The sequence below is a fragment of the Streptomyces sp. NPDC007808 genome (genome assembly GCF_042868655.1).
In the GTDB taxonomy this organism is placed as follows: Bacteria; Actinomycetota; Actinomycetes; order Streptomycetales; family Streptomycetaceae; genus Streptomyces.
The window spans coordinates 1-23,784 of sequence record NZ_JBIAEQ010000003.1 but is presented as its reverse complement, the minus strand read 5'-3'; the positions used below and the strand labels follow the sequence as shown (position 1 = coordinate 23,784).

Below are 23,784 nucleotides of genomic sequence, written 5' to 3'. Positions count from 1 at the left end.
CCCGACACACAGGACACCCAACGCGGAAGGGCCGGGAAATCGACATGACTTCCACTTACGCCTTCTGGCTCGCCGGCCGCCAGGTCGGCGGCGAGGACAGCTTCGACGTGACCTCCCCTTGGGACGGGCGGACCGTCGGCAAGGTGAGCGTGCCGACGGACGCGCAGATCGAGGAGGCCGTGGCCGCCGCGTACGCCGTGCGGGACGAGTTCGCCGCGACCCCGGCCCATGTGCGTGCCGCCGCGCTCGACCACGTCAGCAAGCGGCTCGCCGAGCGCACCGAGGAGATCGCGCAGCTCATCTCCGCCGAGAACGGCAAGCCCATGAAGTGGGCCCGCGGCGAGGTCGGCCGTGCCGTGTCCGTGTTCCGGTTCGCCGCCGAGGAGGCCCGGCGCTTCAACGGCGGCGAGGCCCAGCGCCTCGACACCGACCTCGGCGGCCAGGGCCGGCTCGCGCTGACCCGGCGCTTCCCCAAGGGCGTCGTCCTCGGTATCGCGCCCTTCAACTTCCCGCTCAACCTCTGCGCCCACAAGGTCGCCCCGGCCATCGCCGCCGGCGCGCCGATCATCCTCAAGCCGGCCCCGGCCACCCCGCTGTCCGGGCTGGTCATCGGCGAGCTGCTGGCCGAGACCGACCTGCCGGCCGGCGCCTGGAGCATCCTGCCGGTCCCCAACGACCGGATGCCCGCGCTCGTCCAGGACCCGCGCCTGCCCGTGATCTCCTTCACCGGCTCCGAGAAGGTCGGCTACGCGATCATGGACTCGGTGCCCCGCAAGCACTGCACCCTGGAGCTGGGCGGCAACGGCGCGGCGGTCGTGCTCGCCGACTACGCCTCCGACGCGGACCTCGACTGGGCCGCCGGCCGCATCGCCACCTTCTCCAACTACCAGGGCGGCCAGTCCTGCATCTCCGTGCAGCGGGTGATCGCGGACGCCTCGGTGTACGACCGTCTGCTGCCGCGTGTCGTCGCCGCCGTCGAGGCCCAGGTCACCGGTGACCCGAGCGACGACACGACGGACGTCGGGCCGCTCGTCAGCGAGGACGCCGCCAAGCGCGTCGAGGCGTGGGTGGACGAGGCCGTCGCCGCCGGGGCGAAGCTGCTCACCGGTGGCAAGCGCGACGGCGCCTCCTACGCGCCGACCGTCCTCACCGACGTGCCGGCCGACGCCACCCTCGCCTGCGAGGAGGTCTTCGGACCTGTCCTCACCGTGCAGAAGGTCGACGGGGAGGACGCCGCGTTCGCCGCCGTCAACGACTCCAAGTACGGCCTCCAGGCAGGCGTGTTCACCCACGACCTGCAGACCGCCTTCCGGGCCCACCGGGCGCTGGAGGTCGGCGGCGTGGTCGTCGGCGACGTCCCCTCCTACCGTGCCGACCAGATGCCGTACGGCGGGGCCAAGCAGTCCGGCGTGGGGCGCGAGGGCGTGAGGTTCGCGATGGACGACTACACCTACGAGCGGGTGCTGGTCCTCACCGGGCTCGCCCTGTGAGCGCCTCCTGAACGGACGGCCGGAGCCCGCTGTGCGGGGGCTCCGGCCGTCGGCGTCACCCGCCCGGTCGGCGACCCGGTCGGCAGGGCTCCGCGAAAACCCTGGCTAATGGGAACCATTTTCAGGTACAGTCGGATGTGACGCGAGTTTCGCCGTCCCGAAGGGGCCCGGCACCGATGCCTTCCGGTGCCGGGCCCCTTCTTCGCGCCGGCCTGCTCCGGACCCTCAACCGGAGAAGCCGACGTGCGCGAGCCGCAACGAGCCGCGCAGTCCGAGGTGGACGTCGTGGACGCCCTCGGCGACGATCCCGGCGCTCAGGGTCGTGTAGTCGTACGGGCCTTTCGTATCCGACGCGTCGGACGTCAGGACGGCGAGCACCGGGCCGCCGTCCAGCGACACCTCGATCACGCCCTCGCCGGACACGGCCGCGGTCACCTCCGTGACGCCGTCCCCGAAGTCGCAGTCCCGGTAGACCAGTTCGGCCGTCGCGCCCCGGACCGGCGTCACCGCGTCGCCCGCGGCCTTCGTCCGGTCGACGATCGCGACGCCGCGCTGTGTGTCGAAGTCGGCCGCGTCCAGGCCCCGGTGCGTCACCGGACGCGGTGCGCCCGCCTCGCCGTCCAGGACCAGCGTCGTCCGCAGCCGGACGTCCTCGCTGGACGCGCCGGCCAGCAGCTCGTACGGGCCGGGCTCGCGGCGCCATCCGCCCCGCGCGACGTCCCAGAAGTCGAAGGCGGACAGCGGGAGTTCGAAGGTGAGTACGGTCCGCTCGCCGGGCTCCAGCCGCACCCTGTCGTGCGCCACCAGCTCGCGGCGCGGACGCGGCACGGACGGCTCCACCGCGCGGGTGTAGAGCTGGGCGACCTCGTCGGCCGTCACCTCACCGGTGTTGGTGACCGTGAAGGAGACGTGCAGCGCGTCGTCCGCCACCCGGGTCTGAAGGTCGCCGTAGGCGAACGTCGTGTACGACAGGCCGTGCCCGAACGGGAACAGCGGAGTCCCCTCGAAGTACAGATACGTCTGACGGCCGCCGATCACGTCGTAGTCGAGGAGGTCGGGCAGGTCGGCGTCGTCGGCGTACCAGGTCTGCGGCAGGCGGCCCGCGGGGGAGACGTCGCCGGCCAGGATCCGGGCCAGCGCGGTGCCGGCCGCCTGGCCGCCGTGGGCCGTCCACAGCATCGCCGGGACCTCGGTGTGGTCGACCGCGTACGGATACGCCGACACCAGCGCCAGCACGGTCTTCGGGTTGGCCGCGCGGGCGGCCCGCAGCAGGCGCTCCTGGTGCGCGGGAAGGGCGAGGGTCGTACGGTCCTCGGTCTCGCGTCCGTTGATGTGCGGGTCGTTGCCGGCCACCACCAGCACCACGTCCGCCCGCCCGGCGACCCTGGCCACGGCGTCCTCGCCGGTCTCGACCACGACGATCTCGAAGACCTCCCCCGGGCCTTCGGCAACCCTGACGCCGTCCGCGGCGACACAGACGTGGCGACCCGTACCGATGTGCCGAAGGAGGTGTCCGTTCCCGTGCGGTTCCAGGCGGAACGTCTCCTGGACGACCCAGCCTCCGGGCTGGTCGGCGGAGGCGCGGATCCATCCGTCCTCGGCGACGGAGAGATAGCGTCCGCCGGGGGCGCGCAGCGTCAGCACGCCCTCGCCCCAGTCGACGAGGGCGAGTTCGGTGCCGTCCGGGCCGGAGGTGAGCGGGGGCAGGTCCGTCCGCCCGGCGAGCAGGGCCGGGTCGAGGGCGCCCTCCGCGCCGCGCACCTCGTCGTCGGCATCCGCCTCGGGGACGTGCAGGAAGGTTCCGGCCGAGGTCTTCAGCAGGACGCGGTCCACGCCCTCGGCGAACTCCACGCGCTCCGCGCCGAACCGCTCGTACAGACCCGCCAGCGGGGTGGAGCGGTGGATGAGCGTGCCGCTGTACCAGTCGCGCTTGCACTCGTCGGCGAGCAGGCCCACCACCGCCATCCGGGTGTCCGGGGCGAGCGGCAGCACATCGCCGCTGTTCTTGAGCAGGACGACCGCCTGCTCGGCGGCCTCCTGGGCGAGGGCGCGGTGGGCGGGGGTGTCGAAGTCCTTGGTGAGTGCGTGCGGGTCGTACTCCGGGTCGAACTCGCCGAGCCGGAAGCGGACCGACAGCTGGCGGCGCACCGCCGCGTCGACGTCCGACTCGGTCAACAGGCCGCGGTCCAGGGCGCCCCGCACACGTGCCGTGATCTGCGAGCTGTCGGTGCCGTGGTCGGTGAAGCTGTCCACACCGGCCAGCAGCGCGGCCGCCGTCGCCTCCTCGTGGGTGTCGAAGTAGTGCTCGGAGTCGACCAGGTTGGACGGCGCGCCCGCGTCCGAGCAGACCATCAGGTCCTGGTCGGTCCAGGCGCGCAGATGCTCACGCAGATACGGCGAGACATGGTTCGGCCGGCCGTTGACCAGGTTGTACGCCGGCATCACCCCGGCCGTCGCGCCCGCCTCGACCGTCTCGCGGAAGGCACGCAGGTCGTACTCGTGCAGCACGCGCGGGCGGACGGAGGAGGACGTGACGTCGCGGCCCGTCTCGTTGTTGTGGGCCAGCCAGTGTTTGAGGACGGGTGCGGTGCGCCAGTACGTCGGGTGGTCGCCGCGCAGGCCGCGGGTGTAGGCGACGGCGATGGCCGAGGTGAGCCCCGGGTCCTCGGAGTAGCCCTCCTCGTTGCGGCCCCACAGGGGATGGCGCAGGAGGTTCACGGTGGGGGACCAGACGTTCAGTCCGACGCGCTCGTCACGGGCGCGCATCGCGCGGGTCTCCTTGGAGACGGCCTCGCCGACGCGTCGTACGAGATCGGTGTTCCAGGTCGCGCCGAGGCCCACCGCCTGCGGGAAGACGGTGGCCGGGCCCATCCACGCCACGCCGTGCAGGGCCTCCTGACCGGTGCGGAACGCGTCGACGCCGAGCCGTTCGACCGCCGGCGTGAACTGGTGCAGGAAGCCGATCTTCTCGTCGAGGGTGAGCCGCGACAGAAGGTCGTCGATGCGCTTCGCGAACGGCAGGCGCCGGTCGCGGAACGGCGGCGTGTGCGGCGTGTGTGCGGTCACTTGGAGTTCCCCTTGCGATGGAGCGACGAGGCGCTTTCGAAGCGCTTCGATGCTCAGTCGACTCGGGGTGGGGTGTCAAGACACCCAGCCGCAACAAGTCCGACTCCTCACCGGTATGGCAAGCGGTGTAAGCGTGCAACGGATCCTGTGCGGCTCCGAGGAATCTTGGAATCGACTCTTGTGCGCCCTCATGCCTTCACTTAACCTCGCAGCAACATCGAAGCGCTTCGACTATGAGAACCGGTCCGCTTCAGGGTGAGCGTTCTCGCCAGTGGTCGAAGGGCCGCTTCAGCTCGGCCAGTTCCACTTACGACACCGCAGCCGACGGCCTACCGCCGGGTGTCCAGGTGCGCCACGAAGGGTTGACGCAATGACGCCGAACGCCTCCTCCGCCCCCTCCGGACCCAGCAGGAGAAGCTTCCTCGCCTCCACGGCGGTCGCCACAGCAGCGGTGGCCGGGGGGATGCCGCTGCTCGCCGCCTGTGGCGGTTCTGAGGGAGGCTCGCGCGAGGGGGCCACGTCGGGCAAGGCCGCCGACAAACTGCTCCCGACGTACGTCGCCAGCACGTTCGCCGATCCGGACCTGCCGTCGAAGAACGGTTCGGCGGCCGGGTACACCGGCAAGGTCGACCTCGCGGCGCTGAAGGCCTCCGTCCCGGAGAAGCTCGGCACCGGCGCCCCCTTGAAGATCATGGCCCCGCTCTGGGGCAGCCCGCCGAAGCCCGGAAACCCCTACTACAAGGCGGGCGACGCGGCCGCGGGCACCAAGATCACCTGGCAGAACCAGGACGGCAACACCTACGGCGAGAAGCTCGGCGCCGTCCTCGCCTCCAGCTCCATACCCGACATGGTGGTCGTGCCCGACTGGGAACTGGTCGGCAAGATCCCGAACGCGGTCACCGCCAAGTTCATGGACCTCGGCCCCTACCTGGCGGGCGACAAGGTCAAGAAGTACCCGAACCTGGCCGCGATCCCGTCCGACGCCTGGCGCATGAGCATCTTCGGCGGCGCGCTGCGCGGCATCCCGATGCCCGCCGCATCCGTGCCCAACATCGTGCCCTTCTACCGCAAGGACATCTTCGACGAGAAGGGCTACACCGTCCCCAAGTCGGCCGACGAGTTCCTCAGTTGGGCCAAGGAGGCCACCAGCGCCAAGGCCAAGGTGTGGGCCTGCGCCGACATGAGGTGGTCGGCGGCGGCCATCTTCGGTGTCCGCCCCGCCGGGCCGCTCGGCTGGAACATCGGGGACGACGGCAAGCTGACGTACCGCATCGAGCATCCTGAGTACCTCGAACATCTGGAGTGGGTCCGCAAGCTGTTCGCCGCCGGTGTGGTACACCCCGACGACAAAGCAAACACGGGCGACCCGGGCCAGCGGTTCACCGCCGGGCAGACCCTGGTCTACAACCAGAACATGTCCGACTGGTACGGCAAGACCACCGAACAGGCCCGGTCCAACCCCGAGTTCCAGATCGAGGGCATGGACTACTTCGGTGCCGACGGCGGCGACCCGACGCTGTACGCCGGCCAGCCCGCCACCATCTGGTCGATGATCCGCAAGGGCGCCTCGAAGGAGACGGTCGAGAACGCGCTGGCCGCCGCCAACTTCGCGGCCGCGCCCTACGGCACCAAGGAGCGGATGCTCGTCGACTACGGCGTCGAGGGCACCCACTACACGGTCGAGAACGGCGTCCCGGTCAAGAACGACCGGGGCAACCAGGAGGTCAACAACGCCTGGGTGCTGCTCGCGGCCCCGGCTCCCTACCTGGCCCACCCCGACCTCCCCGAGGTCGCCCGCAAGCAGGTCGAGTGGCAGCAGCGGCAGGGTGCCTTCGTGAAGAAGACGTCCACGTACGGCATGAAGATCATCGAGCCGAGCCGCTACGCCACCCTCTCCAGCCAGTTCGAGCAGCTGGAGATCGACTTCGTACGGGGCAACAAGAAGCTGTCCGACATCCAGCAGGCCATCTCCACCTGGAAGTCCTCCGGCGGCGACAAGCTGCGTGACTGGTACAAGGAGCTCCTCGACAAGAACGGCAGTGCCAACTGATGTCTCTGACGGCCGGGAGCAGGCCGGACGGGACACGTCCCCCCGCGGCCGTGGAGGAGCCGACGGCAGCGGTCGCCGCGGTGGCGGTGAAGGACCGGGCATCGCGCGGGAGGAACAGGGCCGGCAAGGCGGGCAAGGCGGGCAAGGTCCCCTTCCGGGTCCGGCTGCGCCGCGACCGCGCGCTCATCCTGATGACGCTGCCCGTCATCGTCCTGCTCCTGATCTTCAACTACGTCCCCCTGCTCGGCAACGTCGTCGCCTTCCAGGACTACGACCCGTACGCCGCCGGCAACGGCATCACGGCGATCTTCCACAGTCCCTGGGTCGGCGTGGAGCAGTTCTCCCGGTTGCTCGACGACCCGCTGTTCTGGGACGCCACGGAGAACACCATCGTGCTGTTCCTGCTCCAGCTGGTGCTGTTCTTCCCGGTCCCGGTCGCCCTGGCGCTGGTCATCAACAGCGTGATCCGGCCGAGGGTTCGGGCGGTGGCGCAGGCGATCATGTACCTGCCGCACTTCTTCTCGTGGGTCCTGGTCGTCACCGTGTTCCAGCAGATCCTGGGCGGCGCGGGCATCATCGCCCAGACCCTGGAGCAGCACGGGTGGAGCGGCTTCGACCTGATGACCGACGCGGGCCTGTTCAAGTATCTGGTGATCGCGCAGGCCGTGTGGAAGGACGCCGGCTGGGGCATCATCGTCTTCCTCGCGGCGCTGTCCGCGGTCAGCACCGACCTGTACGAGGCCGCCGCCATGGACGGCGCGGGGCGCTGGCGGCGCATGTGGCACGTCACGCTGCCCGCGCTGCGCCCGGTGATCGCGCTGCTGCTGGTCCTCAGGGTCGGTGACGCGCTGAGCGTCGGATTCGAGCAGTTCCTGCTGCAGCGGTACGCCGTCGGCGCGGGGGCCAGTGAGGTCCTCGACACCTACGTGTGGAACATGGGCATCCAGAACGGCGACTTCAGCTACGCGGCCGCGGTCGGCCTCGTCAAGGGAGTCATCGGAGTGTGTCTCGTCCTGGGCGCGAACAAGGTCGCGCATCTGCTCGGCGAGCAGGGGGTGTACAAGAAGTGAGCCTCAACACGCAGCTCATCCGCAGCCTGAAGGCTCCCCCCCGCCCCGTGTGGGAGGAGCCGCCGAGCAAGGCCGGGCTCACCGCCAAGAGTGCGTTCCTGGCGCTGTGCTGTCTGGGGGTGCTCGGTCCGCTGTGGATCGTGATCGTCACCAGCCTCTCCCCGAAGCCCGTGATCGACCGAGTCGGCGGTCTCGTCGTGATCCCCGAGGGCATCACCTTCATCAACTACACCGAACTGCTCAGCGGCGGACAGGTCAGCCGCGCGATCATGGTCTCCGTCGGTGTGACGCTCTTCGGCACGCTGTTCTCGATGACGGTGTCGGTACTCGCGGCCTACGGCCTGTCCCGGCCGGGCAGTCTGGGGCACCGGTTCTTCCTGATGGTCATGATGGCGACCATGTTCTTCGGGGCCGGCCTCATCCCGACGTACCTGCTGGTGCAGTCGCTTGGTCTCACCGACACCTATCTGTCGCTGGTCCTGCCGAGCGCGGTCAGCGTCTTCAACATCCTTGTCCTACGGGCCTTCTTCATGGGGATCTCCCCCGAACTCACCGAGTCCGCCCGTATCGACGGGGCCAGTGACCTGCGCATCCTGCTGACCATCATCATGCCGCTGTCGCGGGCCGTGCTGGCCGTCATCTCCCTGTTCTACGCGGTCGGCTACTGGAGCGCCTGGTTCAACGCCTCCATCTACCTCAGCGACCAGCAGATGATGCCGCTGCAGAACGTGCTCATCCAGCTGGTCCAGAAGAACACCGAGGCACCGACCGGGCTCCAGCAGGCGGTCCGCACCGGCGAACTCTCCGCGCTGGGGCTGCAGATGGCCGTCATGGTCCTCGCCCTGATCCCGGTCGCGGTCGCCTCCCCCTTCGTCCAGCGCCACTTCAAGAAGGGCATGCTCACCGGCGCGATCAAGGGCTGACGCCCCGACCCACCCCGCGCCAGACAGCCGCCGTCCGGGACCGCACCTCCGCTGTACGCCGCGCGCCCACGCCGCAAAGCCGCACAGCGTCAGCGCCCCGCACCCCTGAGAGCGTCACCTTTCCCCTGTTCCTGCACGTGAAGAGGTTCGTCATGCACAAGCATTACCTCAGCAGAAGAGCTGTGCTCGCCGGGACCGCCGCCACCGCCGCGGTCGCCACCCTGCCGGTCCTCCAGGGGCAGGCGCAGGCAGCCCACATCGGCACCGCGACCGCCGCCCCCGCCTACCGCTGGCGCAACGTCATGCAGGGCGGTACAGGATTCATCAGCGGCGTCCTCTTCCACCCTTCCTGCCGCGGCCTCGCCTACCTCCGTACCGACATCGGCGGCGCCTACCGCTGGGACGACCGGACCGACCGCTGGATCCCGCTGACCGACCACCTCGGCTGGGACGACTGGAACCTGCTCGGCGTCGAGGCCATGGCCGTCGACCCGGCCCACCCGAACCGGCTGTACCTGGCCCTCGGCGCGTACACCCAGTCCTGGGCCGGCAACGGGGCCGTGCTGCGGTCCGACGACCGCGGGGCCACCTGGAAGCGCACCGACCTCACCGTCAAGCTGGGCGCCAACGAGGACGGGCGGGGTGCGGGGGAGCGCCTGCTCGTCGACCCGCGCGACAGCGACACCCTGTGGCTCGGCACCCGGCACGACGGGCTGCTCAAGTCCACCGACCGCGGCGCCACATGGCAGTCCGTCGACTTCCCGGCCACCCCGAGCGCCACCGGCCAGGGCATCACCCTCCTGGTCGCCGTGGGACGCACGGTCTACGCCGGCTGGGGCGACTCCGACGGCACGGCCGACCGGCCGAACCTGTACCGCACCTCCGACGGCAAGACCTGGAAGCCCGTCCCCGGACAGCCCACCGGCACCGCCGCCAAGGTGCCGATCCGCGCCGCGTACGACCGCCACACGCGCGAGCTGTACGTGACGTACGCCAACGCCCCCGGCCCCAACGGCCAGTCCGACGGCAGTGTGCACAAGCTGCGCACCGCCACCGGCAGGTGGACCGAGGTCACGCCCGTGAAGCCGGGTGGGACCGCGACGGACGGGTCGGCCGACACCTTCGGCTACGGCGGTGTCGCCGTCGACGCCCGCCGCCCCGGCACGCTCGTCGTCTCCACGAACAACCGGTGGGCCGAGATCGACACCGTCTTCCGCTCCACGAACGGCGGCCGGACCTGGACCTCCCTGAAGGACACGGCCGTCCTCGACGTCTCGGAGACCCCTTACCTCAAGTGGGGCGGCGACAAGCCCAAGTTCGGCTGGTGGATCCAGGCCCTGGCCCTCGACCCGTTCGACTCGGAGCACGTCGTCTACGGCACCGGAGCAACCCTCTACGGCACCCGCGACCTCAGGCGCTGGGCCCCGCAGATCCGCGGCGTGGAGGAGGCATCCGTACGCCAGCTGATCTCGCCGCCGACCGGCGAGGCGCACCTGATCAGCGGCAACGGGGACATCGGCGTGATGTACCACGAACGGCTCACCGCGTCGCCGTCGCGCGGCATGGCGTCGAACCCGGTGTTCGGCACGTCGACGGGCATCTCGCTGGCCCAGGCCAAGCCGTCGTACGTGGTCCGGGCGGGCTGGAGCAACGACGCGAACGGCGCCTACTCGAACGACGGCGGCAAGACCTGGACCCCCTTCGCAGCACAGCCCGCCGTCGCCAAGGACGCGCCCGGGCCGATCGCCACCAGCGCCGACGGCAGCGTGCTGTTGTGGTCCTTCGGCACGGCGAACCCGGGATACCGCTCGACCGACAACGGGGCCACCTGGTCCGAGGTCGCCTCCTTCCCCAAGGGCGCCGCCCCGGTCGCGGACCCCGTCGACCCGGCCCGCTTCTACGCCTTCGACACCACGACCGGCACGGTGTTCGCCAGCACCGACGGCGGCCTGACCTTCACCGCGGGGGCCACCGGCCTGGCCACGGGCGACGCCGAGTTCCAGCTGCGGGCCGCCCCGGACCGTACCGGCGACCTCTGGCTCAGCCTCAAGGGGAACGGGCTGTTCCGCTCGACCGACGGCGGCGCGACCTTCACCAAGGTCAGCAGCTGCCAGGCCTCCCACACCCTGGGCTTCGGCAAGGCCGCCGAGGGCGCTTCCTACCCGGCGATCTACATGGTCGGCGCCACCGAGACCTTCAACGCCGTCCTCCGCTCCGACGACGAGGCGGAGACCTGGACGCGGATCAACGACGACCGGCACCAGTGGGGCTGGACCGGCGCCGCCATCGCCGGCGACCCACGCGTGTACGGCCGGGTCTACCTCGGCACCAACGGACGCGGCGTGCAGTACGGGGACCCCGCCTGATGCCCGACCTGAGCGACGCCACCCGAGGCCGCCTCCTCTTCGGCGGCGACTACAACCCCGAGCAGTGGCCGGAGGAGACCTGGCACGAGGACGTCCGGCTGATGAAGCAGGCCGGCGTCAACTCGGTCACGCTCGGCGTCTTCTCCTGGTCGACGATCGAACCGGAGCCCGGGGCGCGGGAGTTCGGGTGGCTGGACACGCTGATGGACCTGATGCACGACAACGGCATCGGTGTCGTCCTCGCCACCCCCACCTCCTCGCCGCCGCCCTGGATGGGCCGGCTGCACCCCGACACCCTGCCCGTCACCGAGGACGGCCGCACCGAATGGTGGGGCGGCCGTCAGCACTTCTCGCACTCCAGCGCCACCTACCGGCGCTACGCCGCCGCCGTCACCGAGGACCTGGCCGCCCGCTACGGCGGCCACCCGGCCCTGACGATGTGGCACATCAACAACGAGTACTGCACCGTCGACCACGGCGACGAGGCCGCGGCGGCCTTCCGACGCTGGCTGCGCGAGAAGTACGGCACCCTCGACGCCCTCAACACCGCCTGGGGCACCGCCTTCTGGAGCCAGGGCTACGACACCTGGGACGGCATCCTGCCGCCCCGTCTGCCGCACTACATGCGCAACCCCACGCAGGTCCTGGACTTCAGGCGCTTCACCTCCGACATGCTCCTGGAGTGCTACGTCGCCGAGCGCGACATCGTCCGCCGCCACACCCCGCACATCCCCGTCACCAGCAACTTCATGCCGCTGTGGTTCGGGCAGGACGCATGGCGCTGGGCCGAGGAGGAGGACGTCGTCTCCGTCGACATCTATCCGGACCCGCGCGACCCCTTCGGCGCCCAGAGCGGTGCCCTCGTCCAGGACATGACCCGCTCCCAGGCACGCGGACCGTGGCTGCTCATGGAGCAGGCGGCCGGGCCGGTGAACTGGCGGGGCGTCAACCACCCCAAGCCGCGCGGCCTCAACCGGCTCTGGTCCCTCCAGGCCGTCGCCCGGGGCGCCGACGCCGTCTGCTACTTCCAGTGGCGGCAGTCCCGGCAGGGCGCGGAGAAGTTCCACTCCGGCATGGTCAGTCACGCGGGGGAGGAGGGCCGTACGTACCAGGAGGTCAAGCAACTCGGCGCGGACCTCGCCCGGATCGCCCCGGCCGTGGCCGGCACGCACAGCACCGCCGAGATCGCCGTCCTGCACGACTGGCACGCCTGGTGGGCTGGCGCCCAGGACGGCCGCCTCTCCCACGAGGTCGACCACGCCGACGTCCTCAAGGCCTGGCACCGCGCCCTGTGGCAGGCCCACCTCACGACCGACTTCGCCCACCCCGAACACGACCTGTCCGGGTACCGGCTCGTGGTCGTCCCGCAGCTCTACCTGCTCAGGGACGCGGCCGTCGAGAACCTCCTCGGCTACGTCCGCCAGGGCGGCACCCTCGTCTGCGGGTTCCAGACCGCGGTCGCCGACGAGGACGACCGGGTCCGCCCCGGCGGCATGGACACCCGGCTGCGCGAGCTGTTCGGCATCCGCACCCTGCACGAGTGGTGGCCGCTGGACGCGGGGGAGACCGTCGCCTGCGAGGGCTTCGGCGGCTCCCTGTGGTCCGAGGAACTGGAAGCCGACGGCACCGCCGACGAGACCGTCCCGTACGAGGGCGGTGAACTCGACGGACTGCCCGCCGTCCTGCGCAAGGGCCGGGCCTGGTACGTCTCCACGCTCCCGGAGCCGGACGCGCTGCGCGACCTGCTGGCCCGAGTCGCGGCCGGCGCGGGCGTCCGTCCGGTGCTCGACGGGCTCCCGCAGCAGGTCGAGGTGGTACGCCGGGGCGAGGTGCTGTTCGTGCTCAACCACGGCCGCGAGCCGGTGACCGTCGAGGTGCCCGGCACCCACCGCGACCTGCTGACCGGGACGGTCGTCACCGACCGGGTCACCCTCGTACGGCATGGCGCCGCGGTCCTCCGGCCATGACGGCGCTCACCGGACCCGTCCACGGCACGTGGGAGCCGCACCCGGCCGTCCGCTGGGAGGACGGCTTCCTGAGCGGCAACGGCCACCACGGCGCCCTGGTGTTCGGTGATCCGAACGCCGAGCGGGTCATCGTCACGCACCACACCCTGGTACGGCCGAGCGGCGACGGCGAGCACCGCCGGCCGCCGTGGCTCGCCGCCCGGCTCCCGGCACTGCAGGACCGCCTCCTGGCGGGCGACGTGAGTGCCGCGGAGCACTTCACCAACGGCCGTCCGCACCAGCGGGTCCAGCCCTTCCACCCCGCGTTCCAGGTCAGCCTCGTACGGCCCCCGGACGACGACCGCGGCGACTACCGCCGCGACGTCGACTTCACGACGGGCGTCGTACGCACGACCTGCGCCGGCTGGACCAGCAGGGTCTTCGTGTCGCGCGCCGACGACGTGATCGTCCAGCACCTCATGGGCCCCGGCCTCACCCTCGACGTCTGCCTGGACCACCGTCTCCCCGGCGCCCCCGAGGCACTGGCCGTCGGCCACGGAGCCGTGGTCACCGCCGAGGGCGCCCTGCTGAGTCTGCGGGCCCGCTACCCCGACAGCGACCGCGCCTTCACCGGAGTCACCCTGGTCGCCGTCACCGCGGGCACGACCACCCTCGCCCCGCCGCGCGCGCACGTCGAGGGAGCCCGGTCCGTGCTGCTCCTGACCCGGGTCCGGCGGCACACCGGCGAACTCGACGTCATCGCCGAGGGCCGCGCCCTGCGCGACCTGCCCACGCGGTACGAAGAGCTCCTCGAACGCCATACCGCCCTGCACCGCACCGCCTACCGGCGCGTCACCCTCGACCTCGCCGCCGCCCCGGCCGAACGCGCCCTGCCCGGCTCGGAGCTGCTGAAGCGGCCCGGTTCCACCGCTCTGCTGGAGCGCCTGTTCGCCGCCGGCCGCTACCACCTGCTGTCCGCCTCGGGCATGTTCCCGCCCCGCCTGACCGGCCTGTGGACCGGCGACTGGGACACCGCCTGGTCGGGGGCGTTCACCAACGACGCCAACCTCAACCTCCAGACCGCCTGCGCCGCGGCCGCCGCGCTCCCCGAGGTCACCGAGGCCCACGCCGCACTGATCCACCGTCAACTGCCCGACTGGCGCGAGAACGCCCGCGCTCTCTTCGGCACCCGGGGCGTGGTCGCGCCCGCGCACTCCGACGGTGAGTCCGGGCACGCGTACCACTTCAGCCGCGAGTACCCCCTGCACCTGTGGACGGCGGGCGCCGACTGGCTGCTCAAGCCGCTCGTCGACCACGACGAGACCCACGGCACCCGCGATCCGCGCACCGCGGCCGCACTCGCCGAAGTCGCCCTGTTCTATGAGGACTTCCTCAGCCGCACCGACGACGCCGGCCACCTCGTCGTCGTCCCCTCCTACTCGCCCGAGAACCGCCCGGCGAACGCGAGCTGGGGCACCCTCAACGCGGCCATGGACCTCTCCGCGGCCCGCCACGCCCTGCTGACCGCCGCCGACTACCACCCGGGCCAGGACGCCGAGCGCTGGCGCGCCCTCGCCGACCGGATCCCGCCGCACCGGATCAACGACGACGGTGCGCTGGCCGAATGGGCCTGGCCGGGTCTGACGGACTCCTACGACCACCGTCACCTCAGCCACCTCTACGGCGTCTGGCCGCTCGACGAGATCACCCCGTACGACACCCCGGATCTCGCGACGGCCGCCCACCGTGCGCTGCAACTGCGCGGCGCCGAGAACGACTCCGCGCACGGGCACCTCCACCATGCGCTGATCGCGGCCCGGCTAGGGGACGGCGACCGCGTCGCCCACGCCCTCGGCCAGGTCCTGGACGGCGACTTCTTCCACGCCTCCCTGATGAGCGCCCACTACCCCAACCGCGCCGTCTACAACGCCGACGCCGCGCACACGCTGCCCGCCGTGCTGATCGAGACGCTCGTCCAGTCGACCCCGCATCGACTGGTCCTGCTGCCCGCGCCGCCGCCCGCCCTCCCGGCGGGCCGGCTCACGGGCGTCCGCACACGGTTCGGCGCCGAGATCGATCTGACCTGGGCGCCCGACGGGGCGCGCGCGGTCCTCAAGCCGACGCGCACCGTCCGTATCGAAGTCAGAACTTCTTCCGGAGACGCGGAGCCGCTCGACCTCGTCGCCGGAGAGGACCACGTCCTCAGCAAGGGGGCGTGGTAGCAACCCCCACAACTCCCCCCACCCGTGGAAGGGACACCATGGTTAAAAGCAAGATGCGCAAGATCACCATGGCGGTGCTCGCGCCGGCGATGGCTCTCGGTGCCACCGTCGGACTCGCCTCCGCCCCCGCTTCGGCAGCCGTCTGGAACTCCTGCGACCAGTGGGGCAACACCAGTCTGAACGGCTACAAGCTCTACAACAACATCTGGGGCTCCGGCGCGGGCAGCCAGTGCACCTGGGCCAACTCCGGGACCAACTGGGGCGTGTGGGCCAACCACCCCAACACCGGCGGCATCAAGTCCTACCCCAACTCCACGAAGACGATCAACAAGACCATCGACTCCCTCGGCTGGCTCACCAGCACCTACAACGTCAGCGTCCCGTCGTCCGGCGCGTACAACACGGCGTACGACATCTGGGACAACGACCACCAGTACGAGATCATGCTCTGGGTCAACTACAACGGAGCCGTCGGCCCGCTCGGCAACTACGAGGGCAACGTCAGCCTCGGCGGCCACAACTGGAACGTGTACAAGGGCACCAACGGGGTCAACCAGGTGTTCTCGTTCCTGCGGACCTCCGACTCCAACTCCGGCACCGTGGACATCAAGCCGGTCCTCCAGTGGATCGCCTACACCAAGCGCTGGATGCCCGGCAACGAGATCATCGGTGACGTCCAGTTCGGCTACGAGATCACCTCGTCGTCCGGCGGACTCAACTTCAACACCAACAATCTGACCATCAGCGGCGGCTGATCACCCATCAGGGCCGAGGTCGCTCCGCTCCTCCTCAAGGGCGGTCGACCTCGGCCCGCAGCGCGTTGTAGTCCGCGAAGGCGGCCTCGACCTCGGCGCGGCTGAGGCCGTAGCGGGACAGATCGTAGGTGTGCTTGCGGGTCCCCCGGGGTCGGGCCACGGCAGCGGGGAGCCGGGCCGCGTCCGCCTCCGTCCAGCGGGCGCCGACGGCCGCGTAGAGCTTGGGGGCTCCGGCGACGGGATCGGAGCCGAGCCAGGAGTACGGGGCGTCCACCAGGTGCTCCGGCGGGATGGCGGCCCGTGCCGCGAGTCCCCGTGTCATGGCACGGCTCAGCAGGCCCAACCACGTGGTGCCGATGCCGGCCAGGTCCAGCGGGCGGGTGCTGACGGCCATGCCGTGCTCGATCAGTGAGCAGAAGGACGCCACGGCGGTGACCGGATCGCGGTGGCACCACACGATCGTGGCGTCGGGAAAGACCGTGCGCAGGGCGTCCAGGTTCTCCAGGTGCATCGGGGACTTCAGCATCCAGCGGCGGCGCGGACGGCCGTACTGGAGGACCTGGTAGACCTGCTTCAGATACCGGTAGTCGGCGACGAAGTCGCGCCGGCAGTGCCATTCCCGGTACTCGGGAAGATGGGCCTGGGAGAACGGCATCAGGGCGTGCGGGAGCGCGAACGTGCACTCCTCCGGGCCCTCGGCCACCAGCGCGTGGATGTCGCGGAAGCGCGGCGTGAAGAGGTTGGTGCCCTGGACCAGCCGGCGCCCGGCCGTGACCGCCCTGCGCCGTTGCCGGGGCGGCAGTACCAGGTCCGGCGTGAGCAGTTCCCACAGCAGCGGGCAGCGGTGCTCGGCCGACAGCGACAGGACGGCGTGGGTGACGGTGGTCGCGGTGCGTGGCAGCCCCACGACGAACACCGGCTTCTCGATCGGCTCCCGCTCGATCTCCGGATGCTCGGCGATCAGCCGCCGGACGCGGGCCCGGTTGCCCAGATGCCGGCGCACATGCACCTGCGCCGACCGCCAGCCGACCGGGGTGAGCCGGTCGGCCCTGGCCCACCAGCCCAGCAGGGCACGGAAGTCCTCGACGAACTGCCGGTCACCGGGCGCCTGCCCGGCCGCCACGGCGATCCGGTCGAACACCCGGTCCGGGTCGCGGCGGGAGCTGAACCCCGGACGCAGCAGCAGGTCGGCGAGGGCGAGGGCGAACCGGGACGAGGTCACGACGGGAACCTACCCCGCCGAACTGACGTCCGCAGTACGCAAGTTGGCCGAACCGCGCGAGGGGTGGCCGGAAGACCTCCACCGTCCGCCCCCCCCCCCGCGACGCGGCCGCTCGGCTACAGGCAGCCGCGCCCCGTTCCGCAGGAAGCGCGGGACGCGGTCGAGTGGGGCGTCGACCGTCGCGGTCGTACCGCCCTGGTGCGTCACACCGGTCAACGCGTGGGGGTGACGCGAAGCCGCGGCAAGGTCAGCGGGTGGCGGACGGCGCCGGGCCCGTGCTCGCCCGGACCGTCAACTCGGGTGCGATCAGCATGACTTCGTCGCTCCCACGCCCGTGGAGCTTGGCCACCAGCAGCTCCACGGCATGCCGGCCCATCTCCTGCGCGGGGATGGACACCGACGTCAGCCGCACCGAGGCCTGCGTGGCGACCTGGTCGGGGCAGATGGCGACCACCGACACGTCCTCGGGCACCGCGCGGCCCTGCTGGCGCAGCAGGGCGAGCAACGGCTCGACGGCCGACTCGTTCTGCACGACGAACCCGGTGGTGCTCGGGCGCTCGTCGAAGATCCGGGCCAGGGTGACGGCCATCGCGTCGTACCCGCCCTCGCAGGGCCGGTGCAGCAGCCGCATGCCCAACTCCTGGGCGCGCCGCCGGAGTCCGTCCAGCGTGCGCTCGGCGAAACCGGTGTGCCGCTCGTAGACGGCCGGGGCCTCACCTATGACAGCGATGTCGCGATGCCCGAGCATCGCCAGATGCTCCACGCACAGCGTGCCCGTCGCCTTGAAGTCGAGGTCCACGCAGGTCAGCCCGGAGGTGTCGGCGGGCAGACCGATCAGCACGGACGGCTGGTCGGTGCCGCGCAGCAGCGGCAGCCGCTCGTCGTCCAGCTGGACGTCCATCAGGATCATCGCGTCGGCGAGCCCGCTGCCGGTGACACGGCGCACGGCGTCGGGACCTTCCTCGCCGGTCAGCAGCAGGACGTCGTACCCGTGGGTGCGTGCGGTGGTGGCCACCGCGATGGCGATCTCCATCATCACCGGCACGTACATGTCGGTGCGCAGGGGGACCATCAGGGCGATGATGTTCGACCTGCTGCTGGCCAGGGCACGGGCACCCGCGTTCGGGTGGTAGCCGAGTTCGCGGATACTCTGCTCGACCCGGTGCCGGGTGGTCGCGGAGATGGACCGCTTGCCGCTGAGGACATAGCTCACCGTGCTCGCCGAGACTCCGGCGTGCTGGGCGACCTCGGCGAGGGTGACCATCCAGCTCTCCAAGCTTTGTGAAGCGCTTCGACAGTGTGCGCTGTGTGTCAGGGTGGTTGTGGGGTGGTTCGACAGTAGCTCCACAGGGAGTGGGTGTCCATAGGCTGTCGAAGCGCTTCGACTCCGACTTCTCCGTCGTGTCGAAGCCGGGCGCGCCCGAGGGCCGCCCGACCGGGCTCATGCCTACCGCTGCGGCCCACCCCGTGGCAACCTTCCGGCTGAACGGCCGCGCCCGGGGTGGTGGGCGCGCCCGTAATCGGGTACATACGATCGGGTAGCACCCGTCGGTAACCAAACGGCCCAAGATCCCGATTCGCGGCGAGGTGAGCCTCATGTCCGCAGCACCCACATCCTCTTCCGGACGCCCGACCGTCACCGAACGTGAGGCACGCCAGGTGGCGGAAGAGGCCCGACTACAGGAGTGGCGCAAGCCCAGCTTCGCCAAGGAACTGTTCCTCGGCCGCTTCCGCCTCGACCTCATCCACCCCCACCCGATGCCCACCGACGAGGCCGCCCAGCGCGGCGAGGAGTTCCTCGCCAAACTGCGCGACTTCGTCGAGACGAAGGTCGACGGCGCCCTGATCGAACGCGAGGCCAGGATCCCCGACGAGGTGATCGACGGGCTGAAGGAGCTCGGCGCCTTCGGCATGAAGATCGACACCAAGTACGGCGGACTCGGCCTCGGCCAGGTCTACTACAACAAGGCCCTCGCCCTGGCCGGCTCGGCGTCCCCCGCGATCGGCGTACTGCTCTCCGCCCATCAGTCGATCGGCGTACCGCAGCCGCTCAAGTTGTTCGGCACCCCCGAGCAGAAGGAGCGGTTCCTGCCGCGCTGCGCCCGCACCGACATCAGCGCCTTCCTGCTCACCGAGCCCGACGTGGGCTCCGACCCGGCCCGCCTGGCCACCACCGCCGTACCGGACGGCGACGACTACGTCCTCGACGGCGTCAAACTGTGGACGACCAACGGCGTGGTCGCCGACCTCCTCGTCGTCATGGCGCGCGTGCCGAAGTCCGAGGGACACAAGGGCGGCATCACCGCCTTCGTCGTGGAGACCAACTCGCCCGGCATCACGGTCGAGAACCGCAACGCCTTCATGGGGCTGCGCGGCATCGAGAACGGCGTCACCCGCTTCCACCAGGTCCGCGTCCCCGCCGCCAACCGCATCGGCCCCGAGGGCGCCGGCCTGAAGATCGCCCTGACCACCCTCAACACCGGGCGGCTGTCCCTGCCCGCGTCCTGTGTCGCGGCCGGCAAGTGGTGCCTGAAGATCGCCCGCGAGTGGTCGGCGGCGCGCGAGCAGTGGGGCAAGCCGATCGCCCACCACGAGGCCGTCGGCTCGAAGATCTCCTTCATCGCCGCCACCACCTTCGCCCTGGAGGCCGTCACCGACCTGGCCTCCCAGATGGCCGACGAGGACCGCAACGACATCCGCATCGAAGGCGCCCTGGCCAAGCTCTACGCCTCCGAGATGGCCTGGAAGATCGCCGACGAACTCGTCCAGATCCGCGGCGGCCGCGGCTTCGAGACGGCCGACTCGCTCCGGGCGCGCGGCGAGCGGGGCGTCCCCGCCGAGCAGGTCCTGCGCGACCTGCGCATCAACCGCATCTTCGAGGGCTCGACGGAGATCATGCACCTCCTTATCGCCCGCGAGGCCGTCGACGCCCACCTGTCCGTCGCCGGCGACCTCATCGACCCCGACAAGTCCCTCCAGGACAAGGCGAAGGCGGGCGCCAACGCCGGCGTCTTCTACGCCAAATGGCTGCCGAAACTGGTCGCGGGACAGGGGCAGCTGCCCTACACGTACGGCGAGTTCAAGCGCGAGGTGGACCTTTCCGCGCACCTGCGCTACGTCGAGCGCACCTCCCGCAAGCTCGCCCGCTCCACCTTCTACGGCATGTCCCGCTGGCAGGGCCGCATGGAGACCAAGCAGGGCTTCCTGGGCCGCGTCGTCGACATCGGCGCCGAGCTGTTCGCGATGAGCGCGGCCTGCGTCCGCGCCGAGCACCTGCGCGGCCGGGGCGAGCACGGACGAGAGGCCTACCAGCTCGCCGACATCTTCTGCCGCCAGGCCCGGCTGCGCGTCGAGGAACTCTTCGGCCGCCTGTGGTCCAACACCGACGACCTCGACCGCACGGTCGTCAAGGGCGTGATGTCGGGCACCTACGAGTGGCTGGAGCAGGGCATCGTCGACCCCTCGGACGACGGCGGCGTATGGATCGCGGACGCGACGCCCGGGCCTTCGCAGAAGGAGAACGTGCACCGCCCCGTCCGGTGACGAAGCGGTGAGAGGACGGCGGAGAGGTCACTGCCCGCAGTGACCTCTCACCCTCCGGTAACCCACCGAAGGGGACACCCTGTCCTCCCCGGCAGCCGTTACGGCCACAATGGGGGGATGAGCGACAGTCCAGCCCTCCGCGCCCTCGCCGATCCGCACCTCGTCTACGACCCCGTGGCGGGCGACGGCCCCAAGGACGTGGTGATCCTCGGCTCCACCGGCTCGATCGGCACCCAGGCCATCGATCTCGTGCTGCGCAACCCCGACCGCTTCCGGGTCACCGCACTCTCCGCCAACGGCGGCCGGGTCGCCCTCCTCGCAGAGCAGGCGTACCGGCTCAAGGCGCGGACCGTCGCGGTCGCTCGCGAGGACGTCGTGCCGGCACTGCGGGAAGCCCTGACGGCCCAGTACGGCACGGGGGAGCCGCTCCCCGAGATCCTGGCCGGCCCCGACGCGGCCACCCAGGTCGCGGCCTCCGACTGCCACACCGTCCTGAACGGCATCACCGGCTCCATCGGACTCGCCCCCACCCTCGCCGCCCTGGAGGCGGGCCGCACCCTCGCGCTCGCCAACAAGGAGTCGCTCATCGTCGGCGGCCCCCTGGTCAAGGCCCTGGCCAAGCCCGGGCAGATCATCCCGGTCGACTCCGAGCACGCCGCACTGTTCCAGGCCCTGGCCGCCGGCAACCGCGCGGACGTGCGCAAGCTCGTCGTCACGGCGTCCGGCGGCCCCTTCCGCGGCCGCACCAAGGAGGAGCTGGCCGACGTCACGGTCGAGGACGCTCTCGCCCACCCCACCTGGGCCATGGGCCCGGTCATCACCATCAACTCCGCGACCCTGGTCAACAAGGGCCTGGAGGTCATCGAGGCGCACCTGCTCTACGACATTTCCTTCGACCGCATTGAGGTGGTCGTGCATCCCCAGTCGTATGTCCACTCGATGGTTGAGTTCACGGACGGATCCACGATCGCCCAGGCGACGCCCCCCGACATGCGAGGGCCGATCGCCATCGGCCTCGGCTGGCCGGAGCGCGTCCCCGACGCAAGCCCCACCTTCGACTGGAGCAAGGCGTCGACCTGGGAGTTCTTCCCGCTCGACAACGACGCGTTCCCGTCGGTCAACCTGGCGCGCCACGTCGGAGAGCTCGCGGGCACGGCACCCGCGGTGTTCAATGCGGCCAACGAGGAGTGCGTCGAGGCCTTCCTGGCCGGCGCGCTGCCGTTCAACGGGATCATGGAGACCGTGACGCGGGTGGTGGAGGAGCACGGCACCCCGAGTGCGGGAACTTCGCTGACCGTCGCGGACGTCCTCGAAGCGGAGACCTGGGCCCGCCGACGGGCCCGGGAACTGGCGGCACACACGGCGGAGGCCCGTGCATGACGACCCTGATGTTCATCCTCGGCATAGTGCTGTTCGCGATCGGGCTGCTCTTCTCGATCGCCTGGCACGAGCTGGGTCACCTGTCCACGGCCAAGCTGTTCGGCATCCGCGTGCCGCAGTACATGGTCGGCTTCGGCCCGACCATCTGGTCGCGGAACAAGGGCGAGACCGAGTACGGCATCAAGGCGATCCCGTTCGGCGGTTACATCCGCATGATCGGCATGTTCCCGCCCGGCCCCGACGGCAAGCTGGAGGCCCGCTCGACCTCGCCGTGGCGCGGCATGATCGAGGACGCCCGCTCGGCCGCCTTCGAAGAGCTCAAGCCGGGCGACGAGACCCGCCTCTTCTACACGCGCAAGCCGTGGAAGCGGGTCATCGTGATGTTCGCGGGCCCCTTCATGAACCTCGTCCTCGCGGTGGCCCTGTTCCTCACCGTGCTGATGGGCTTCGGCATCCAGCAGCAGACCACCACCGTCAGCTCGGTCTCCCCGTGCGTGATCGCCCAGACCGAGAACCGCGACGAGTGCAAGGCGTCCGACCCGAAGTCCCCCGCCGAGGCGGCGGGCATGAAGGCCGGCGACAAGATCGTCGCCTTCGACGGTGTGCGCACCGAGGACTGGAACACCCTCTCCGACCTCATCCGCGACAGCGCCGGCAAGCAGGTGCCGATCGTCGTCGACCGCAAGGGACAGGAAGTGACCCTGGAGGCGAAGATCGCCACCAACCGGGTCGTGAAGAAGGACGCGAGCGGAGCCTACGTCGAGGGCGAGTACGTCAAGGCCGGATTCCTCGGCTTCAGCTCGGCCACCGGCGTCGTCAAACAGGACTTCGGCGACTCGGTGACCTGGATGGGCGACCGGGTCGGCGAGGCCGTCGACTCCCTCGTCGCCCTGCCCTCCAAGATCCCCGCCCTGTGGGACGCGGCCTTCGGCGACGGCCCGCGCGAGCCGGACTCCCCGATGGGCATCGTCGGCGCGGCGAGGGTCAGCGGCGAGATCGCCACCCTCGACATCCCCGCCTCGCAACAGCTGGCCACCTTCGTCTTCCTCCTGGCCGGCTTCAACCTCTCCCTGTTCCTGTTCAACATGCTCCCGCTGCTGCCGCTCGACGGCGGCCACATCGCGGGCGCCCTGTGGGAGTCGCTGCGCCGCAACACGGCGAAGGTGCTGCGCCGCCCCGACCCCGGTCCCTTCGACGTGGCGAAGCTGATGCCGGTGGCCTACGTGGTGGCCGGGATCTTCATCTGCTTCACGCTCCTCGTCCTCGTCGCGGACGTCGTCAACCCGGTCAGAATCTCCTAGTCGCACGGAGTGGGAGGCGGCCCGGGACCTTCTGGCCCGGGCCCCTTCCAACGAGTGGGTTTAGGGGCCCGGGATGTGCTGAGGACAGGCCCTGTGCCGTAATCTCGAAGCCTGGAGCCCGCTGCTGACGGGACCGGACCTTGATCCACGACTTGGGGTTGCACAGCAGATGACTGCGATTTCTCTCGGCATGCCGTCCGTTCCGACCAAGCTCGCCGAGCGCCGGAAGAGCCGGCAGATCCAGGTCGGCACGGTGGCGGTGGGCGGTGACGCCCCGGTCTCGGTCCAGTCGATGACGACGACCCGTACGTCGGACATCGGTGCCACCCTCCAGCAGATCGCCGAGCTCACGGCTTCCGGCTGCCAGATCGTCCGCGTCGCCTGCCCCACGCAGGACGACGCCGACGCCCTGTCGACCATCGCCCGCAAGTCCCAGATCCCGGTGATCGC

At 70.7% G+C, this 23,784-nt stretch carries 15 protein-coding genes; 12 read left to right on the top strand and 3 right to left on the bottom strand.

Annotation, left to right across the window (positions count from 1 at the left end; all coding sequences use genetic code 11):
- The first annotated feature begins 44 nt into the window (after window positions 1-44).
- Complete coding sequence (locus tag ACFYNL_RS11885) at window positions 45-1,490, top strand: aldehyde dehydrogenase family protein (RefSeq protein WP_388800738.1); 1,446 nt, start codon at window positions 45-47, stop codon at window positions 1,488-1,490.
- Between the two features lie 225 nt (window positions 1,491-1,715).
- On the opposite strand, the gene ACFYNL_RS11880 is transcribed toward ACFYNL_RS11885, so the two are convergent.
- Window positions 1,716-4,556, bottom strand: a complete 2,841-nt coding sequence (locus ACFYNL_RS11880) for a glycoside hydrolase family 3 C-terminal domain-containing protein (RefSeq protein WP_388800735.1) — start codon at window positions 4,554-4,556, stop codon at window positions 1,716-1,718.
- A gap of 370 nt (window positions 4,557-4,926) precedes the next feature.
- Here ACFYNL_RS11880 and ACFYNL_RS11875 point away from each other — a divergent pair, with 370 nt between their 5' ends.
- The 7 genes from ACFYNL_RS11875 to ACFYNL_RS11845 all read left to right on the top strand — a co-directional run bounded on the left by ACFYNL_RS11875 (window position 4,927) and on the right by ACFYNL_RS11845 (window position 15,888).
- Window positions 4,927-6,606, top strand: a complete 1,680-nt coding sequence (locus ACFYNL_RS11875) for an extracellular solute-binding protein (protein WP_388800732.1) — start codon at window positions 4,927-4,929, stop codon at window positions 6,604-6,606.
- Window positions 6,606-7,676, top strand: coding sequence for an ABC transporter permease (locus ACFYNL_RS11870; protein WP_388800729.1), 1,071 nt, complete (start codon window positions 6,606-6,608; stop codon window positions 7,674-7,676). The genes ACFYNL_RS11875 and ACFYNL_RS11870 overlap by 1 nt, the downstream gene beginning before the upstream one ends.
- Window positions 7,673-8,599 carry a carbohydrate ABC transporter permease gene (locus ACFYNL_RS11865; RefSeq protein WP_388800726.1) on the top strand — a complete coding sequence of 309 codons (927 nt, stop codon included), beginning with the start codon at window positions 7,673-7,675 and terminating at the stop codon, window positions 8,597-8,599. Before ACFYNL_RS11870 ends, ACFYNL_RS11865 begins: the two co-directional genes overlap by 4 nt.
- Window positions 8,600-8,751: 152 nt before the next feature.
- Window positions 8,752-10,965 (top strand): 1,4-beta-glucanase, encoded by a 2,214-nt coding sequence (locus ACFYNL_RS11860; protein WP_388800723.1) that lies wholly within the window; start codon window positions 8,752-8,754, stop codon window positions 10,963-10,965.
- Window positions 10,965-12,932: a beta-galactosidase gene (locus ACFYNL_RS11855; RefSeq protein ID WP_388800720.1), complete on the top strand. Its 1,968-nt coding sequence runs from the start codon at window positions 10,965-10,967 to the stop codon at window positions 12,930-12,932. The genes ACFYNL_RS11860 and ACFYNL_RS11855 overlap by 1 nt, the downstream gene beginning before the upstream one ends.
- Complete coding sequence (locus ACFYNL_RS11850) at window positions 12,929-15,133, top strand: glycoside hydrolase N-terminal domain-containing protein (protein ID WP_388800717.1); 2,205 nt, start codon at window positions 12,929-12,931, stop codon at window positions 15,131-15,133. The genes ACFYNL_RS11855 and ACFYNL_RS11850 overlap by 4 nt, the downstream gene beginning before the upstream one ends.
- A gap of 38 nt (window positions 15,134-15,171) precedes the next feature.
- A complete protein-coding gene (locus ACFYNL_RS11845) occupies window positions 15,172-15,888 on the top strand; it encodes a hypothetical protein (protein ID WP_388800714.1) in 717 nt (238 codons plus the stop codon).
- Between the two features lie 34 nt (window positions 15,889-15,922).
- On the opposite strand, the gene ACFYNL_RS11840 is transcribed toward ACFYNL_RS11845, so the two are convergent.
- Window positions 15,923-17,110, bottom strand: a complete 1,188-nt coding sequence (locus ACFYNL_RS11840) for a sulfotransferase family protein (RefSeq protein WP_388800711.1) — start codon at window positions 17,108-17,110, stop codon at window positions 15,923-15,925.
- A gap of 247 nt (window positions 17,111-17,357) precedes the next feature.
- Entirely contained in the window at window positions 17,358-18,374 is a 1,017-nt protein-coding gene (locus ACFYNL_RS11835) for a LacI family DNA-binding transcriptional regulator (RefSeq protein WP_388800708.1), read from the bottom strand.
- A gap of 332 nt (window positions 18,375-18,706) precedes the next feature.
- Between ACFYNL_RS11835 and ACFYNL_RS11830 the strand changes: the two genes are divergently transcribed.
- The 4 genes from ACFYNL_RS11830 to ACFYNL_RS11815 form a co-directional block, all read left to right on the top strand.
- A complete protein-coding gene (locus tag ACFYNL_RS11830; RefSeq protein ID WP_388800705.1) occupies window positions 18,707-20,653 on the top strand; it encodes an acyl-CoA dehydrogenase family protein in 1,947 nt (648 codons plus the stop codon).
- Between the two features lie 117 nt (window positions 20,654-20,770).
- Window positions 20,771-22,033, top strand: a complete 1,263-nt coding sequence (gene dxr, locus ACFYNL_RS11825; RefSeq protein ID WP_388800702.1) for a 1-deoxy-D-xylulose-5-phosphate reductoisomerase — start codon at window positions 20,771-20,773, stop codon at window positions 22,031-22,033.
- A gap of 8 nt (window positions 22,034-22,041) precedes the next feature.
- Window positions 22,042-23,334, top strand: coding sequence for a M50 family metallopeptidase (locus ACFYNL_RS11820; protein WP_388802646.1), 1,293 nt, complete (start codon window positions 22,042-22,044; stop codon window positions 23,332-23,334).
- Between the two features lie 169 nt (window positions 23,335-23,503).
- Window positions 23,504-23,784: flavodoxin-dependent (E)-4-hydroxy-3-methylbut-2-enyl-diphosphate synthase (locus tag ACFYNL_RS11815; RefSeq protein WP_388800699.1), on the top strand; the 281-nt coding region annotated here is incomplete at its 3' end.